Here is a 17,042-nt window from a genome sequence, read left to right as displayed (position 1 = left end):
TACAAATGGCTAGAAAACGCAAAAATGACACAAGAATAGACCCTTTTGCAACCGCTGTTGAGGGTAGTAGTTTGGACGATCTATTGGATCAGGCAAAAGTAGGTGATGTGGTTACAATGCCAGCTCCAAGCGATCCTAATCGCACGATTGTATTGACCTGTGAGATCATTCCATTTTCAGATATTGAGAATAAAACAACAGTATTTGGACAAAATCGCCGCGAGCAATCTTTGTTAAGCGAAAAAGCAGTTGCTGATATTTTACCTGCAATCAAAAAAGACAAGCGTAATTTGCATCCAGCTCTATGCTGGAGGCACGATGGCAAGTTACACGTATTATCAGGGTCAAGACGCCGCAAGGCCTGTTTATTAGCTAAAGCTGATTACGTTGTTCTGAGTTCCAAAGATTTTAACGAGGAAGATGCTAAAACACTGGCGGTTTCTTCTGATCAGTATATTGCGCCTAGTTTATGGGAGTTGGGTAAAGCATATAGCGATACTAAGCATGCTTTGATCCAACAAGGTAAAAAAGGATCTTATCGAGAAATAGCAGCAATTGAGGGAGTTTCTCATACCGCTGTAGCTGACGCACTAAAGGCATTTGAAAGCATTCCAGTAGAAGTACTAAAGTATTATCCAACCGCAAACCATTTAGGCAGAGAGGCGGCAAAAAAATTGATTGCAGCGAAGCAAGAACAGCCTCAGTTTTTCGCTGAACAATTGGCAGGATTATCAAACCAAGAGTTTATGACCGATGAAATGTCAGATGAAAAAAGAGCACTACAGATAACTAAATTTTTGACAACATTTGGCAATAGCGATTCGGCTAGAGTCGAATCTATGCTCGAAAGCGATTATATTAGGATCCAGCGTAACTTAAAAAGCGGCGATGTTACCGTAAAAATTGATAATCGTGTTCTTACCGATAAACGTTTGGAACAATTACAAAAACTACTGAGTAGCTACAATTAAACGTTACCGATACCGAGTTGAACAAATTTACTTCAACTCGGTGCTTTTTATGGTCACTTGACCTCCAACCAGTCGTTTTTTACCTATTTTCTCGCATTTGGCTCTTTAGCTCATATCACTAATTTCATATACTGGCTTTTTACTTTGATTTTGACGTGCACTTAATGTCTTCGCAGTTATCTAAAGAGCAACTTTTCGCCTTATTTGAAGAAATCAAACAGGAGCAAGCGAGTCAGTTTCCGCTATCTGAGCGATTTCTTCGTCAATATTTTAATTCCGGCTTGTTAGCAAAAGCAAAGGAATATCTTAAAGATGAACAGGTTTGCTTTTTGCAGCATAGTGATAACTTCGCTCAGATAGATGCGCAAGTATTGGGCAATTATGGTAATACGTTTACCCAGCATATCAAAATCAATCAGGAGCAGGGGGCTGTCTCTGTCGAAGCAAATTGCTCTTGTTCTAATAATCCTAAGTGTCGACATATCGCAGCCGTATTGCTGAAACTAAAAATCGAACACTCCGGTGGATTTGGCGAAGCTTTTTTAGTTAACGATTGGTTTAATGAATTAGCGCAGCTACAGCAAACAGATAAAGCTGACGCTGATAATGTGTTGTTGTTTGTATTAGAGCCTCGGGCAAATGAAGTATTAGTAAGCCCTAAAGTATCACCAAACCGTCCAGATGGCCTGTATCCTCTTGGCCGTGCACTGACAGAGCAACAACTCAACAGCCAAGTTGCTCCCGCCGGATTATTAGAAAGTGATTTTCGCTTATTCAGTTGGATCCGCTCCCAAAATACGCCTGGCCACTTTGAGTTGTTTGGTGCGTGGGGCTTTAATGCTCTGACTCAGCTTATACATACACATCGCTGTTTTTATCGTAATCATCGTCAGCCATTGGAGTTGGGTCACAAGCAAACATTAGACTTTTATTGGCATCAAGAGAATGACGAATATCAGCTAAAGAGCCGTTTAGCTGGTGTTGAGCATTGGCGATTAGTTAAAACCGAGCCACCAGTTTATTTGGATACTGAAAATCTACTCATTGGTAGGATTGAATCTGAATTAACCGCATCTGAAATTGCCCATCTCCATACGATGCCACCGATCACAGGTGAAAAACTTGAGCAAGTGATGTCGCGCTTTCAAGATATTTTTACTGACGATATTATTGCACCGCCATCTGGTTTTTCTCAACTCGTAAACCCGCAATCAACAGTCGCCAAACTGATCAAATCAGAGCGTGCAAACAAAATTAGGTTTACCATTGAGGCACTAGGAAAAGGTGGGTCGAAAAAACAATTATCGCGTCTTGAACAAGTGCTTACAGGACTGGGCTTTGTACACGAAGGCGAAGACTTTTTGCTGCCTACAGATGACGGTGTCGAAATACATTGGTTCAACAAAGAAGTTAGACCTTACCTGCAAGGTAAACGTTGGGTTGTGGATGAGCTGCCAGGCAATGGTCATGTTGTTACTCCGAAAGTGATCTTATCTCTTAAACGTGACAAACAACACCATGTTTTGGGTAAAGTGATGCTGGATGATAAACCTATTACTTTAAACTGGGATAAACATCCGGTTCACGAGCTAAACAATTTAGCCCATGAGTATCGTTATGTGGAGATCGGAGAGCAGTTTTATGCAATCAGTCGCAGCGTATTTGATGAATTGCTGACATTAAAATCTCGCTTTAGTTATTACCTATCCAGCTCTCAGTTTAAGTTCCCACTTTCGTACGCTAAAAAGCTATTTGAGCTGGCGCATATTGAAACCAAGTCAAGCGATCAAAAGCTACTTGAATATTTAGCGGAATTAGAAAAGCCGATTGAACAAAATGAAGTTATTCCGGCTAGTGAAGGACAGTGCTTTACTTTACGCGATTATCAGGCTCAGGGAGTTAATTGGCTTAAGTTCCTAAATCGTCATCAACTAGGTGGTATTCTCGCTGACGATATGGGTCTTGGTAAGACGTTACAAGTAATAGCATACTTTATTGCGCAACATAACACCCTCGTGACACAACCAAGTTTAATTGTCTGCCCTACTAGCTTAGTTGGAAATTGGAGAGATGAATTTAAGCGCTTTGCTCCTCACCTACCCTTGACGATTATTCATGGTGCTAACAGAGAGGAAGCACTAACTAACTTATCGGGTGCTCGTTTTATACTGACCACTTATCCATTGTTAAAACGAGATGTTGCTTATTACAAAGGGTTGGATTTCGACTCTATCGTGTTAGATGAAGCGCAGTATATCAAAAATGAAACTGCACAAATTTCCAAATGCGTGAAGGGACTTTCTGCGCGTTTCAAACTCTGTTTGAGTGGCACACCGATTGAAAACAATTTACTTGAGCTAAAGTCGTTACTGGACTTTGTAATGCCGGATGTATTGGGGACCAAACAACAGTTTAAACAACACTTTCAGATCCCTATCGAGAAAGAGCAAGATCGTGCTCGTGCGAGCGAACTGAGATCTTTAATTGCACCGTTCATTCTAAGAAGAACAAAGTCAGAAGTAGTAAAAGAGCTACCTAATAAAACAGAACTTATTAAAGAGTTAGAGTTCTCAGAGTCGCAGCATAGGCTGTATCAAGGTGTGCAGCATCAAGTAGAGAGTAAATTACAGAACTTATTCCAAGAGCATGGCGTTGAAAGGAGTAAGTTGGCGTTTCTTGATGCACTGCTTAAGCTGCGTCAGATCTGCTGTCACCCTCAACTCGTGGATAAGGATTTGGCAGAGCATAGCAGTGCAAAGTTTGAATGGCTTGCACAGCACCTGCCGACACTATTAAGTGAAGGTCGTAAGATCATCATCTTTAGTCAGTTCACCAGTGTGCTTGATCTCATTGCGGAGCAGTGCCAACAACAACAGCTGAAGTATACAATGTTAACCGGTCAAACCAGACAAAGGGATAAGGCAATAGAAGCATTTACTTCAGGTAAGTGCAGCATCTTTTTAATAAGCCTTAAAGCCGGTGGGACAGGCTTGAATCTTACTCAAGCTGATACCGTGATCCACTTTGATCCTTGGTGGAATCCAGCTGTTGAAAATCAAGCTACTGATCGCGCGTATCGTATTGGCCAAGACAAGCCGGTCTTTGTTTACAAATTAATTATGGCTAATTCCATCGAAGAAAAGGTATTTAAGATGCAAAGAGACAAACAGGCGCTAGTTGACGCTTTGTTTGCAGACTCTGGAGTTAACCTGAGCCAATTTGATGAGTCACAAATGCTCGCATTGATAAAAAGTTAAAAATAAAATTGAACTAAATGAAAACCTCGTAGGTCTATGATTATGCTTATTGCGAACATGTTGGTGTAATAGGCGTATGTTGATTTCCCCCTTTGTTACTGATTGTAATAAGCCAGCTTAACTAAGCTGGCTTTTCTTTTTCTGATGAAAAAAACATCATCACACTCCATTTTTGTTCCATAATGTCGCGCTTTAATATTCATAACGGAGAAACGCCATAGACCAATTAGGATAATGCTATGCTTTGCTACGATGCGACGATTACACACTTAAACTTTATTGAGACACAATCACAAACGGATTATGATCTGTTAAATGAAGTGGCGAGTTCAGAGGATTTGTCTAGTATACTGACAATGTTGTTATTCGATGACACACTGTCGGATACTTTGAAGCGTCAAGTCCGACAGCAATTGAAAAGTTTAAAAGCAAAGAGTAAATAAACCCTATGTCTACACCTCCAAACATCTTACTCGTTGAAGACGATCAAGATATTGCAGAACAAGTATTACTGTTCTTTAGAGCGTCAGGATTTAAGATGTTCCATATTGCTGATGGCGCAGAAGTGGTATCTTGGGTACGCGAAAATCAACCGGATGCGATTTTAATGGATATCATGCTACCAAACCAAGATGGTGTGGAATGTATGCGGCAAATTAGGACATTCTCCGAAGTTCCTATTGTTATGTTAACAGCAAAAGTCACAGAAGCTGATCGTTTACAAGGACTAGAGGTTGGTGCAGACGATTATGTTTGTAAACCATTTAGCGCAGCTGAATTAGTGATGAGAATAAAAGCTATCTTACGTCGTTGCGTGAACACGCATTCCTACCAAAAGCCGATAGAAGTTAACCGTGATGAATTGAGTGTAAAGTTGAGCGGTTGTACTTTGGGGCTCACTAAAGTTGAGTTTGATGTATTTGCTTTGTTGTACGATGCGCCTAATCGTGTCTTCTCAAGACAACAAATTCTTGACCATATTCAGCCAGATAATTTTGATATTTCAGATAGAGTTATTGACAGTCATATTAAAAATATTAGAAAAAAAATCAAAGAATTAGAGCATTCCCCTAAAATTGTTGAATCGGTGTATGGCGCCGGGTACCGTTATAATGGCCAACAGATCACTGAATGACTAAGTGATTGAAATTTATATCTAAGGTATTATCAAAGCAGAACAACTGATGAGATTTCAATATGCTTTGGTCAATGCTTTCAACAACGCCTGCATGGTATAGTTTGGTACTGTTTGCAGGCGGTGCAGCTACCCTCCTTCCTATTGTATGGGTGATCCGCAGTACATTAAAAAGTCAGCTGCATACTCAACAAGCAACAGAATATGCCTTGCGTACTCAAATCGTTCAAGCTGAACAGGTAGTTCAGGAGCTCCGTGAACAGCAGCTACAAAGTCATGGCCAAGTACAGCAAATGCAAGCCCGCCTTAACGAACGTCAACGTCAAGCTACTGAGTATCAACAGCTTTGGCAGCGTGAGCTCGACGCCAAAGAAGAAATTCAAGCCCATGCTCATGGGCTTGAAATTGAAATGGCGAATTTACAAACCTTATTAGAGCAAAAGCAACACCATTTTGAGCAGCAACTAGCGCAACTTGAACAAGCCAAAGTACAGTTAAAAGAAGAGTTTCATAACCTTGCCAACCAGATCTTTGATGAAAAGACAGCGCGCTTTAGCCATCAAAGTAAAGAAAAAATCCAACAATTGCTGCAACCTGTCCAAGGGGAGTTAAAAGGCTTTAGGGATAAGATGGAGGCAATCCATAGCGAAGAGCTGAAACAGCGGGCTTCTTTGAAAACTGAATTACTCCATCTACAAGCTAATAATCGAGTGATGACAGAGCAGGCTGAACGCTTAACTACTGCGCTACAGGGACAGAAAAAAGCACAAGGTAATTGGGGCGAATTGATGCTTGAAAATGTGCTCGATAGTGCTGGTTTAAGACCCGGTTATGACTATCAGCGAGAAGTTAATTTTAATACAGATGAAGGAAAGTTTCGCCCTGATGTGGTGGTTTATCTGCCGCAATCTCGACATTTAGTCATCGATGCGAAGACATCGTTAAACGCCTATACGCGTTATATTAATTCAACAACTGACAGTGAGGCCAATCAGGCTATCGTAGCGCATAGCGAAGCTATTACAGCGCGTATAAAAGAACTTGGAAGTAAATCCTATGAGCGCCTCCCTGGTCTCAATTCTCCGGAAGTGGTTATTATGTTTATTCCGATTGAATCGGCATTTGTTGAAGCGGTAAAGCATAAACCAACCCTTTATCAAGACGCGCTACAACATAATGTTTTGGTTGCGACGCCAACGACTTTATTGACGAGTCTCAATATCGTGAAGCAACTATGGCGTTTTGAAGATCAAAGTAAGCATACGAGAGAGCTGGCACTACGAGCAGAGAAGTTTTATAACAAGTTAAATAACTTCTTGCATAGTATGGAGAATGTGGGCAAGCAACTTGATAAAGCGAAAGAAAGCTATGAAAGGGCATTTTCCCAGTTGTATATGGGCAAAGGAAACTTAATCAAACAGGCCGCTGAGTTTAAAGAGCTTGGTGTTGCGGTAGTTAAAGAGCTGCCAGCAGATCTAGAGGAAAAAGCGAAACTGGAGCTCGAGCCTAAATCCCCTTCTCTCTCTTCTAAAAGCTCGTAATGATCTAATACCAATGAGTATAAACTCCAAAAAAAGGCCACATACTGGGCCTTTTGTTTTAATCGGACTAAGTTACGGGGCGCTGCACTTTGCGTAATCACTATGACGCGGTGAGCCTGAGTATAAGTGCATGTATAGCGTAAACTGATTTACATCACGCCAGATATTATTCGTCGCTGGTGGGCACAGAGATTGTTCTATGTAGCCTTTTAGCGCCTGCCCCGTTAATGCCAATTCTGAGGGAATGCGAATGAACACGTTTATGTCGTCTTTACTTATTTTCATATGCGAAAATTGCCAACTGCCTACCATGTATTGCTTAGTAAAGTAGCGATTGAGGCGTTTTTCTGATTCTTCACTCAGCACTAAGTTAGCGGGAGTAGCTGTATCTTTCAAAAGTGCCCACGCACTCAGCAATGAAATTGTCATCGCGAGCAAAAAAGTCAAAATCACCATAGGCGACAGCTTGGTCTTTGGCTTACTCTGTTGTTGCTGCTGTTTAGCTCTAGACTCGACAATTTTCAGCCAGTCAGCATGTTTAAGCGTCCGTTGTGTCATCGTTTCTCTCCGTTTTCATATGCTGATATTTAAGCGTTGTAATATGGAGTAAAGATGGAGTGAATAAACATCAGACCAGTGCCAATTGAGGGTATAAGATAGATCGAAAAATTCTTTATTGTGGGTGAAAGAATAATTTTAAAATTCGCGTCTTTTCTTACGAGAGTTACTTAATTTTAGGTTGGTATCGAATAAGTAAGTGCCAACATTTTAATCGTAAATCGGATGGTATTCGTATTCAGTCTTGATTTACTCCACTATTGACTAAATTAAGTACTAGTCGGTCTTTCACTGACTCTGCGTTCAACATATTCACGGGACAAACTATGCAATTTATTAATAACAAGCTAGACAGCGCTGTTCGCAAGCCAATCTCGTTGGCTGTCGGTGCCGCGCTTCTTTCAACTATTTCAATTCACGCACAGGCAGAAAGTAATAACACTGAAGCTAAAGACAGTGTTGAAGTTATAGAGATCACAGGTACCAGAAGAAGTCTGCGCAGTGTGGCTGAAAGTACCGTTCCGGTCGATGTCATTTCGCTAGATGATATGCAAAGTACAGGTCAGCTGGAGCTAAGCCAGGTACTCACGACGATGGTGCCAAGTTTTAACTTTCCTAATTCAACACTCGCGGATGGTACTGATCACGCGCGTCCTGCTGTGCTTCGCGGGTTAGCACCAGACCATACTTTAGTACTTGTAAATGGTAAACGCCGCCACGCAGGTGCATTATTGAATTTAAATGGTACAGTTGGTCGTGGCTCAACAGCTGTGGATTTGAATACCATTCCTGCTGCCGCAATCAAACGTGTTGAGGTCTTACGTGATGGTGCTGCTGCACAGTACGGCTCAGATGCAATTGCGGGAGTGATTAACATCGTACTTAAAGATGCAGAAGAAGGCGGTAGTATAAGCGTTACCTATGGTGAACACGATACCCAGATGGCAGGTGTTCCTGACTTATTAGCCACCCGTACAGATGCTTCGGGCGATTTAGATTTTGTATTAGGTGATGACCGCAAACGCAATGACGGCGGCACCACAACCATTGGTGCTAATATTGGTTTTGCGCTAGGCAATGATGGCTTTATTAATCTTTCAGCCGAATATAGAGACAAAAAGCCAACGAATCGTTCGGGCTTTGATCCAAGAGAACAATATGCTCGTGACGACAACGGTCAATTGGACGCTCGAGAGTTTACTTTTGACCGCTACAATCATCGTTTTGGTAAAGCTGAAGTGGAAGACTTTGCGCTCTTTTTCAATGCTGGCTACAACTTAGATACTGATACAGAGCTTTATTCATTTGGTAGTTACTCAACACGAGAAGGTAACTCTGGTGGGTTTTATCGCCGTGCAAAAGACAGCCGTAATCTAACTGCGGTTTATCCAGACGGTTTCTTACCGCAAATTGTCAGTGATGTTGATGATTACTCATTCGCTATTGGCGTAAAAGGAACTCGCGGTGATTGGGACTATGATATTAGCAGCAACTATGGCGTGAATGACTTTGGTTTGGGAGTTGTAAACAGCCTAAACACCTCAATGGGCGTAACCAGTCCAACTGAATTTAATAATGGCGCGTTGATTTATTCACAGTGGTTAGTGAATGCGGACGCGAAAACAGCATTGGATTTGGGTTTACCAGACGATGTTTTTTTCACCGTTGGTGCTGAATATCGCCGTGAAAATTACGAAATTGAAGTTGGTGACGAGGCGTCTTATCTAACGGTGCTTGATGCCGAAGGTAATCCTGTGGCCGCTGGTGGTGCGCAAGTACTGGCCGGGTTTTCACCGGCAAGTGCGGTAGATGAATCTCGCCACAATATCGCTTTATTTGCAGAGTTCGATACGTATCTAACACAAGACTGGAATATCGTCTTGGCTGGTCGTTTCGAGGATTATAGCGACTTTGGCAGCACCTTTACTAGCAAACTTGCATCGCGCTATGTGGTTTCAGACAACCTATCGTTACGTGGTGCGATAAGTACCGGTTTCAGAGCACCTTCATTAGCTCAAACATCATATAAATCAGTAGCAACCGTATTTGAAAATGGCGTACCGAGTGAAGTTGGACATTTTCCGGTTGATACGCCTGCTGCTAAAGCACTCGGTGCTCGCGAGCTAGAAGCTGAAGAGTCAGTGAATGCTACTGTGGGTTTTGTGTACACACTTGATGCGTTCTCATTCACGGTAGATGCGTATCGAATTGATATTGATGACCGCATTGTACTCTCTGAGAATCTAAATGGTCCTGAGGTTATTGATATTTTACGCCAAGCAGGCGAGCTTAACACACAAAGTGTCAGGTACTTCACAAATGCCATCGACTCTCGCACTCAAGGTGTTGATATCGTTGCGACGTACAGCTTTGACCTCTCTGACTTTGGTGATTTGAGATTAAGTGCTGCGGTCAATATTAACGATACCGAAGTAACGGATGTCAAAGCGAACCCAGCAGAGCTAGAAGCCTTAGGTGACAGCTATGAATATTTTGCTCGTCGTGAAATAGCTCGATTTGAAGATGGTACACCAAAAGATAAATGGAACTTAGCAGCAATTTGGCAGTTTGGTGATTGGCAAACAACCCTACGCGCAACACGTTATGGTGAAACAACTGATTCTTCAAGCTCGGTTACAGGTGATGAAGTATTAGATGCCAAATGGATTACAGATTTGGAAGTGGCCTATAATTTAGGTGACAACTGGAAATTCGCCGTCGGCGCGAACAACCTGTTTGACCAGTATCCTCAAGATACGGTGAGTAATATTGGTTTTACAACATTTAACCAAATCTTCCCTTACTCAGCGTTCTCGGCATACAACACTGATGGCCGTTTCGTATATGGCAATATTAGCTATCGCTTTTAAATATGATTTGAAGTAATCAATGGCCAAGCAAACGCTTGGCCTTTTTTTATTTATAATTGCTATCTACCGCATGGGGAAGGTTTATTTGGATACACAGACCACCGAACTTTCCTGACTTAAGCCTAATTGTTCCATTCATTGCCTCTACTATGCTTTTACAAATAGAAAGACCTAGCCCTGATCCCCCTGTTGCCCGGCTTCTTGAAGCTTCAACACGGTACAGGCGTTCAAATAATTTGTTTTGCTCGCGCTCCAGTACCCCAGGTGAGCTATCATCAACTTGTAAGAAGAATCCAAATTTATTAACCACAGCTTTAAAGCGCACTTTGCCAGGGACATCTGTATATAAACAGGCATTTTTTGCTAGGTTATCAATCACTCGGTCTAGCTTTGGCTTATCGATATGAATATCCATATCGTCAACGTGAATGTCAGCAATAAATTGCAACTTATTACTAGTTACTAACCTCTCAACATCATACACATAGCTTTGTATTACAGTTTTGGCATCGTAAAGCTGAGGGTGGATCACTAAAGCATTATGATCTGCTTGGGAAAGCTGGTAGACATTAGATATCAGGTCGTTAAGTTGATTTATCTTATTGTTTATTTTTGCATAAGCGATGGTGCTGTCATCTATCAGGTTATGCTCCATGGCTTCAATGTGAAGTTTTAGTACACTTAAAGGCGTACGAAGCTCATGAGAAATATCAGCCAGCATTTTGTCTTTTTGTGCAATGTTTGATTGATACATTTTGGCTTTCAAAGTTGCACTTCTATGTTTTGCTATAAAAAAGCCGATAAAGAAAGTCCCCATTAAAAAAACGGCGATAGCAGTGACTAACCACATTTGTGTAGAAAGCTTAGCATTTTTAAGGTTAATTTCTGTTATAGCCTGCTTGGCCTGAGCTTTTTCAAGTTCCTGAGATTGGATTAAGGCATCAATACTAGCTTTGTAAGTACTTACCTGTTTTTGTAAGTAGTCAGCATGGATGTTCGATTGCAGCTCTGCAGCTGAATACATAAATTGGTACGCATCCGCAAAGTTGCCGTCAAGTGCTAAGGCTTGTGCTTTTAAATGGTGATATTTTTCTTGCAGTACTTCAGCTGCTTCAATTTTTATTAATTTATCGAGTGTGGGCAGTAATGTTTTTGCTTCTTTCAGTTCAGCTCTTGCAAGTCTGACTTCAAGCTCTGTAAGAAAGGCATAAAATTGTTGTAACGTGGAACTCGTTTGTGTTGCATATTCAATCGCAGATAGTGCCTCTGTTAATGCACTGTCTAGCTCAGATTTAGTAATATAAATCAATGCCGCGGTTCGATGTGCGCGACTGAGCGACACCCGAGCATCTAATTGGCGTAAAAGTTCGATGGCCTCGTTAATTTGAAGTAGTGCCTCATCAGCTTTACTGTTTTTGAATTTTAATTCCCCTAACCGCAGTGCTGTACCAGCAACATTACGTAGCTCCTTGGATGCTTTATCTGCTATCAACGCTTGTTGAAAGAAATACTCCGCATTTTCCTTGTCCCCCAAACGCACAGAAATATCTCCAAGGTTGTAAAAATTGGCACCTTGCTTTTCATACTGGTCTGTTCCTTTAAGCAGTTCATATGCCTTTAGATGATACTGCATTGATTGTGCGAGCAGGTTCCTGTGATCAGCGACAACTCCTAAGTTATTATAGGTTTGTGCAATCAAGTTTGGCTTGTTCATTGACTGTGCTGAGTCTAATGCTTTTAAATAAAAGTCTTCAGCAAGTGCTAATTTGCTGATGCTGCGATAGTTGATGCCGATCTCTCGGTATAGCTCATATTTTCTTATCTCAGTTAGGAAGAATTGCTTTTCAATAAAGTTAAGCGTTGATATCGATTTTTCGTATAAATCTTGCTTTCTATATATCATCGCTTGAAGAAAAATAGCTTGGTAGCGTGTTTCATCATTTTCGGTATTACTCAGCTCTTTGATTTTTTCAAGCGCTTCGGTGTACTGACCGGCAATTTCTAGTGCTTGTACTTCTTTTATCGTTATATTTTCAGCATTACAACTCAGCGCAAAAAATATAAGCACTGCAAGCGTGAGATTCTTAAATAGAGTCATCTTTTAAGTTCATATCGTTTTTGTCTGTCATGCAGCATTACACAAAAAAGTGAGGTAAATATGGAAAGTGTAAAGGGGGTTTACAGTGACAATTGATGTTTATCAATCATGCGCTAATAATATGATGAACAAGACTTGGAATATTCTCAGAACAAAATTTTACTAAGTAAGTTAGTAAAAATGTGACCTGTCGTAGATTTAGTTAGTAAAATTTTGGTTTGTAAAAGTGGCTTAAGTCAAAAGTGAGTATTTTTGAGCTAGGATCTTTGATCTTCATAAAAAGATCGGGATCGTTTGTTGTTGGGTTAATAAAATCCTGATCCAAATTTGATTGTTGTTAGTAAAAACATGATCTGTCTAGCAAAGGTTAGTAAAGCGGTGATCTGAGACTGATAAGCTAGTAAAAACCTGATCTAATAATCTCAAGCTCTGAAAAGGGCCTTGCGGCCCTTACTGATTTTGGAACTAAATAAATCAAATGTTAGAACTGGTTCATGGTGTTGGCTTCACCGCCAGCTTTTAGTGCATTTTCGCCAGAGAAGTATTCTTTGTGGGTGTCACCTATATTAGAACCAGCTAAGTCTTGGTGTTTAACTGATGCTTGCTCGCGACGGATTTCTTGTCGTTGCACATCGCGTACATAGGCAAGCATACCCGCGTCACCAAAATAGCCTTCAGCCAGAATATCGGTGCTTAGCGCTGCTGTATGATAAGTTGGCAGTGTAATTAGATGGTGGAAAATCCCCGCTTCTCTTGCGGAATCCCGCTGGAAGTTTTGCACCAGTCGATCAGCTTCTGTAGCTAATTCGGTTGTGTCTAATTCTGGAGCCATCAATACCTTCGCATCTGTGCTTGGATCAGGGTATGTTGATAAGTCTTTACCTTGTTCTTGCCATTGCTGGTATACCTGCTCACGGAACTTCAATGTCCAGTTAAATGAAGGCGAGTTGTTGTACACAAGCTTTGCGTTAGGTACCTGTTCACGGACGCGGTTAACCAGCTCGGCAATTTGCTCGATATTTGGTTTTTCGGTTTCAATCCATAATAGATCTGCACCTGATTGCAAGCTAGTTACACAGTCTAGGACCACACGATCTTTTTCTGTACCTGCTTTGAATTGATATAGGCCGTTATCCAAGCGAACCGGTTTTTGTAATTCGCCACCCAGCTTAATTGCCATTTCACCTTCTTGTAAATCAGCGGCTGAGGTCACAGGCGTGGTGTCTAAGTAGCTGGTGTATTGACTCGCAAGGTCGCCAGCAGCTTTTGAGACTGGTACTTTTTGCGTCAAGCTTGCACCCAATGAGTCGGTACGGGCAACGATCACGCCATCTTCAACACCAAGCTCAAGGAATGCGTATCGAACAGCGTTAATCTTAGCTAAAAAGTCCTCATGGGGAACCGTTACTTTACCTGCTTGGTGGCCACACTGTTTTGCGTCCGATACTTGGTTTTCGATTTGAATAGCACAAGCACCTGCTTCAATCATTTGTTTAGCTAATAGGTAGGTTGCTTCTTCGTTACCAAAACCGGCATCAATATCTGCAATGATAGGCACTACATGGGTTTCGAAATTATCGATTTTGTTAAGGATCTCGGTTGTGTCTTGGCCTTTGGCTTTTGCTGCATCAAGCTCTTTGTAGAGATGGTCTAGCTCTCGCGCATCGGCTTGCTTGAGGAAGGTGTAGATCTCTTCAATCAAAGCTGGAACTGCTGTTTTTTCGTGCATACTTTGGTCTGGCAGTGGGCCAAACTCTGAGCGCAGCGCAGCAACCATCCAGCCACTTAAGTATACGTAAGAGCGTTTCGTGGTTTTGTTGTGACGCTTTACTGCCATCATCATTTGTTGCGCTGTAAAGCCGTGCCAGCAACCAAGGGATTGCGTATATTGGCTGCTATCAGCATCGTATGCTGCCATATCTTCACGCATCACCTTGGCTGTATATTTTGCGATGTCCAAACCGGTTTTGAAGCGGTTTTGTAGGTGCATACGGCTGGCATACTCAGGACTGATAGACTGCCAAGTTTTTCCTTGGCTTTGACATAGACTAGAGAAATGATCTAACTGAGTTTGATACTGAGACATAATTAGCTTCCTTCGAACGGGTACTATAAATCAAATTAAGTTCTGGTTGTTTGTTACACGAAGCCACCTGATGTGAGAGTGGTTGGCTGCGGGCTTAATTAAACACTAGGCCGATAAATTAGATTTTTTAAATTTATAGTTATTATTACGAGTATATTTTTTGTGAATGAGAAAAGGGGTTCGTTTTTCCAAAAATTGTTTTATGTTTGATCTATCCCGTTCAAAAAATGTTAATCAAGGACTCTCCATGAGCAAGTATGTCACTTATTCAGGCTTCCAAATTGCGACTCCTCTGGCGCAGTTTGTCGAGCAATCTTTACTTCCCGGCACCGGGATAGCGGTAAATCAATTTTGGCAAGGTGTTGCGGATATTTTTTCGGCACTTGGTAAGCAAAACCAAGCGTTACTAAACAAACGTGATACCCTGCAACAGCAAATTGACGATTACCACCTCTCTCACCCTGATTGGCAAGCTGCTGAATATCGGACATTTCTTGAATCAATTGGCTATTTGCAGCCAGAACCTGAAGATTTTGTCATTGAAACTAAACATGTAGAACCTGAAATTGCCAGTGCTGCAGGGCCGCAATTAGTGGTACCTGTGAGTAATGCTAGATTTGCGCTAAATGCAGCTAATGCCCGCTGGGGATCTTTGTATGATGCGCTCTATGGTACTGATGTTCTTAGCGAAGAGGATGGCGCTGAACGTACTCAAGACTATAATCCAACGCGTGGATTTAAAGTTATGGCTTATGCTAGGCAGTTTCTTGATAACGCGCTGCCGTTAGCAAAGGGCTCTCACATAGAAAGTACGAACTATGCAATTCTGGACGGAAACTTGGTGATCACGCTAAACGATAGCGCTCAAGTATCATTGCAGCAGCCTGAGCAGCTAGTGGGCTATCAGGGGGAAGCACAAAACCCAAGTGCAATATTGCTGCGTCATCATGATCTCCATATAGAGATCCAAATTGATCCACATCATCCGGTCGGGCAAGCTGACAAAGCAGGGATCAAAGATGTCGTTCTCGAATCTGCACTTACGACTATTATGGATTGTGAGGACTCTGTTGCGGCGGTGGATGCTAAAGACAAAGTCTTGGTATATCAAAATTGGTTAGGTCTGATGAAAGGGAGCTTGAGTGAGACCTTCGAAAAGTCAGAGAAATCATTGACCAGGACGCTAAATACCGACCGAAGTTACGTAGATACGCAAGGCCAGCGTATTACGCTAAAAGGTCGCGCTATGATGTTTGTGCGTAACGTTGGCCACCTAATGACAACACCAGCGGTGCTGGACGCAGAAGGAAATGAGCAGTTTGAAGGGATCTTAGATGCCATCATGACAAGCACCGCAGCACTGCATGATTTGCAGGGAAATAGCCCGTTTAAAAACTCGACGGCAGCAAGTATCAATATCGTGAAGCCAAAGATGCATGGTCCTGAAGAGGTTGCCTTCACTGATACCTTGTTTAGTCGAGTAGAAGCATTACTTTCACTGCCAAAAAATACCATCAAGATGGGCATTATGGACGAAGAGCGTCGCACTTCAGTGAATTTAAAAGCTTGTATTGCTGCTGCAAAACAGCGTGTTGTATTTATAAATACCGGCTTTTTGGATAGAACCGGTGATGAAATTCATACCTCAATGTTAGCAGGCCCAGTATTACCAAAAACATTGATTAAAGGCCAGTCCTGGATAGCTGCTTATGAAGATCAAAATGTGGATATTGGTCTTAAAACCGGTTTTAGGAAAAAGGCACAAATCGGCAAAGGCATGTGGCCAATGCCAGATAAAATGGCGCTGATGATGGAGCAAAAGCAAGGTCATCCTGAGTCTGGTGCTAATACTGCGTGGGTGCCCTCTCCTACCGCAGCAACGCTCCACGCGATGCACTATCACTATGTGGATGTGTTTGCACGCCAACTTGAGATAAAAACACGCCAGCAGGCGTCACTTGATAACTTACTTACGCCCCCGTTGATGTTAGAAAACGATTTGTCTGCTGAGGATATCCAAGCTGAATTAGACAATAACGCGCAGGGCATCTTGGGCTACGTGGTACGCTGGATAGACCAAGGCGTAGGGTGTTCAAAAGTGCCAGATATCAATCATGTTGGATTAATGGAAGATAGAGCAACACTTAGGATTTCAAGCCAGCATATTGCTAACTGGTTATATCATGGGATTTGTAGTGAAGAGCAGGTAGAAAAGACGTTTAAGCGAATGGCTGCAGTGGTTGATGGTCAAAACGAAAGTGACAGCCTCTACCAACCAATGCTCAATGAGCATCAGCCTCTGAGTGAAAACCTTGCATACAAAGCTGCATTATCTTTGGTATTTGAAGGCCGAGTACAACCCAATGGGTACACCGAGCCGCTGCTTCACACCTATCGGCAAGCTTATAAGCAGCAGGCGAATTAGTACCTTTTCATTTCGATGTCACTCAAATCAAGGATTGGTTAATCTGGCCTTTTTGGTTGTTATGCTTGTGTAGAGGTAAACCTCGATCTTCGTTTGGTTTG

The 17,042-nt window shown here is 41.9% G+C and carries 10 protein-coding genes; 7 read left to right on the top strand and 3 right to left on the bottom strand.

Annotated elements, in window-relative coordinates:
• Positions 1-5: 5 nt before the first annotated feature.
• The 5 genes from F9Y84_RS16650 to F9Y84_RS16630 all read left to right on the top strand — a co-directional run bounded on the left by F9Y84_RS16650 (position 6) and on the right by F9Y84_RS16630 (position 6,904).
• Positions 6-971: a ParB N-terminal domain-containing protein gene (locus tag F9Y84_RS16650; protein ID WP_147389149.1), complete on the top strand. Its 966-nt coding sequence runs from the start codon at positions 6-8 to the stop codon at positions 969-971.
• A 164-nt stretch (positions 972-1,135) separates the two neighbouring features.
• The gene (locus F9Y84_RS16645) at positions 1,136-4,228 is read left to right on the top strand and encodes a DEAD/DEAH box helicase (RefSeq protein WP_147389150.1); all 3,093 of its coding nucleotides are present in this window, start codon (positions 1,136-1,138) and stop codon (positions 4,226-4,228) included.
• A 239-nt stretch (positions 4,229-4,467) separates the two neighbouring features.
• Positions 4,468-4,671 carry a hypothetical protein gene (locus F9Y84_RS16640; RefSeq protein ID WP_125251280.1) on the top strand — a complete coding sequence of 68 codons (204 nt, stop codon included), beginning with the start codon at positions 4,468-4,470 and terminating at the stop codon, positions 4,669-4,671.
• 5 nt (positions 4,672-4,676) lie between these two features.
• Positions 4,677-5,363, top strand: coding sequence for a response regulator (locus F9Y84_RS16635; protein WP_147389151.1), 687 nt, complete (start codon positions 4,677-4,679; stop codon positions 5,361-5,363).
• 62 nt (positions 5,364-5,425) lie between these two features.
• Complete coding sequence (locus tag F9Y84_RS16630) at positions 5,426-6,904, top strand: DNA recombination protein RmuC (protein ID WP_147389152.1); 1,479 nt, start codon at positions 5,426-5,428, stop codon at positions 6,902-6,904.
• Positions 6,905-6,976: 72 nt separating this feature from the next.
• On the opposite strand, the gene F9Y84_RS16625 is transcribed toward F9Y84_RS16630, so the two are convergent.
• The gene (locus F9Y84_RS16625) at positions 6,977-7,462 is read right to left on the bottom strand and encodes a hypothetical protein (protein ID WP_128730445.1); all 486 of its coding nucleotides are present in this window, start codon (positions 7,460-7,462) and stop codon (positions 6,977-6,979) included.
• 326 nt (positions 7,463-7,788) lie between these two features.
• Between F9Y84_RS16625 and F9Y84_RS16620 the strand changes: the two genes are divergently transcribed.
• A complete protein-coding gene (locus F9Y84_RS16620) occupies positions 7,789-10,332 on the top strand; it encodes a TonB-dependent receptor plug domain-containing protein (protein WP_147389153.1) in 2,544 nt (847 codons plus the stop codon).
• 46 nt (positions 10,333-10,378) lie between these two features.
• Here F9Y84_RS16620 and F9Y84_RS16615 read toward each other — a convergent pair whose 3' ends face one another.
• Entirely contained in the window at positions 10,379-12,430 is a 2,052-nt protein-coding gene (locus F9Y84_RS16615) for an ATP-binding protein (protein WP_147389154.1), read from the bottom strand.
• Between the two features lie 481 nt (positions 12,431-12,911).
• Positions 12,912-14,516 (bottom strand): isocitrate lyase, encoded by a 1,605-nt coding sequence (locus F9Y84_RS16610; RefSeq protein ID WP_128730442.1) that lies wholly within the window; start codon positions 14,514-14,516, stop codon positions 12,912-12,914.
• 247 nt (positions 14,517-14,763) lie between these two features.
• Between F9Y84_RS16610 and F9Y84_RS16605 the strand changes: the two genes are divergently transcribed.
• A complete protein-coding gene (locus tag F9Y84_RS16605) occupies positions 14,764-16,941 on the top strand; it encodes a malate synthase G (protein WP_147389155.1) in 2,178 nt (725 codons plus the stop codon).
• The last annotated feature ends 101 nt before the right edge of the window (positions 16,942-17,042 follow it).

The organism is Pseudoalteromonas peptidolytica, from assembly GCF_012641745.1.
Taxonomy (GTDB): Bacteria; Pseudomonadota; Gammaproteobacteria; order Enterobacterales; family Alteromonadaceae; genus Pseudoalteromonas; species Pseudoalteromonas peptidolytica.
The sequence above is the reverse complement of the archived record's forward strand: the minus strand, read 5'-3'. Positions and strand labels throughout refer to the sequence as shown.

Excerpts from the sequence above, each read along its gene's own strand:
- F9Y84_RS16650 (WP_147389149.1), top strand. The coding sequence starts at position 6 with ATGGCTAGAAAACGCAAAAATGACACAAGAATAGACCCTTTTGCAACC.
- F9Y84_RS16645 (WP_147389150.1), top strand. The coding sequence starts at position 1,136 with ATGTCTTCGCAGTTATCTAAAGAGCAACTTTTCGCCTTATTTGAAGAA.
- F9Y84_RS16640 (WP_125251280.1), top strand. The coding sequence starts at position 4,468 with ATGCTTTGCTACGATGCGACGATTACACACTTAAACTTTATTGAGACA.
- F9Y84_RS16635 (WP_147389151.1), top strand. The coding sequence starts at position 4,677 with ATGTCTACACCTCCAAACATCTTACTCGTTGAAGACGATCAAGATATT.
- F9Y84_RS16630 (WP_147389152.1), top strand. The coding sequence starts at position 5,426 with ATGCTTTGGTCAATGCTTTCAACAACGCCTGCATGGTATAGTTTGGTA.
- F9Y84_RS16625 (WP_128730445.1), bottom strand. The coding sequence starts at position 7,462 with ATGACACAACGGACGCTTAAACATGCTGACTGGCTGAAAATTGTCGAG.
- F9Y84_RS16620 (WP_147389153.1), top strand. The coding sequence starts at position 7,789 with ATGCAATTTATTAATAACAAGCTAGACAGCGCTGTTCGCAAGCCAATC.
- F9Y84_RS16615 (WP_147389154.1), bottom strand. The coding sequence starts at position 12,430 with ATGACTCTATTTAAGAATCTCACGCTTGCAGTGCTTATATTTTTTGCG.
- F9Y84_RS16610 (WP_128730442.1), bottom strand. The coding sequence starts at position 14,516 with ATGTCTCAGTATCAAACTCAGTTAGATCATTTCTCTAGTCTATGTCAA.
- F9Y84_RS16605 (WP_147389155.1), top strand. The coding sequence starts at position 14,764 with ATGAGCAAGTATGTCACTTATTCAGGCTTCCAAATTGCGACTCCTCTG.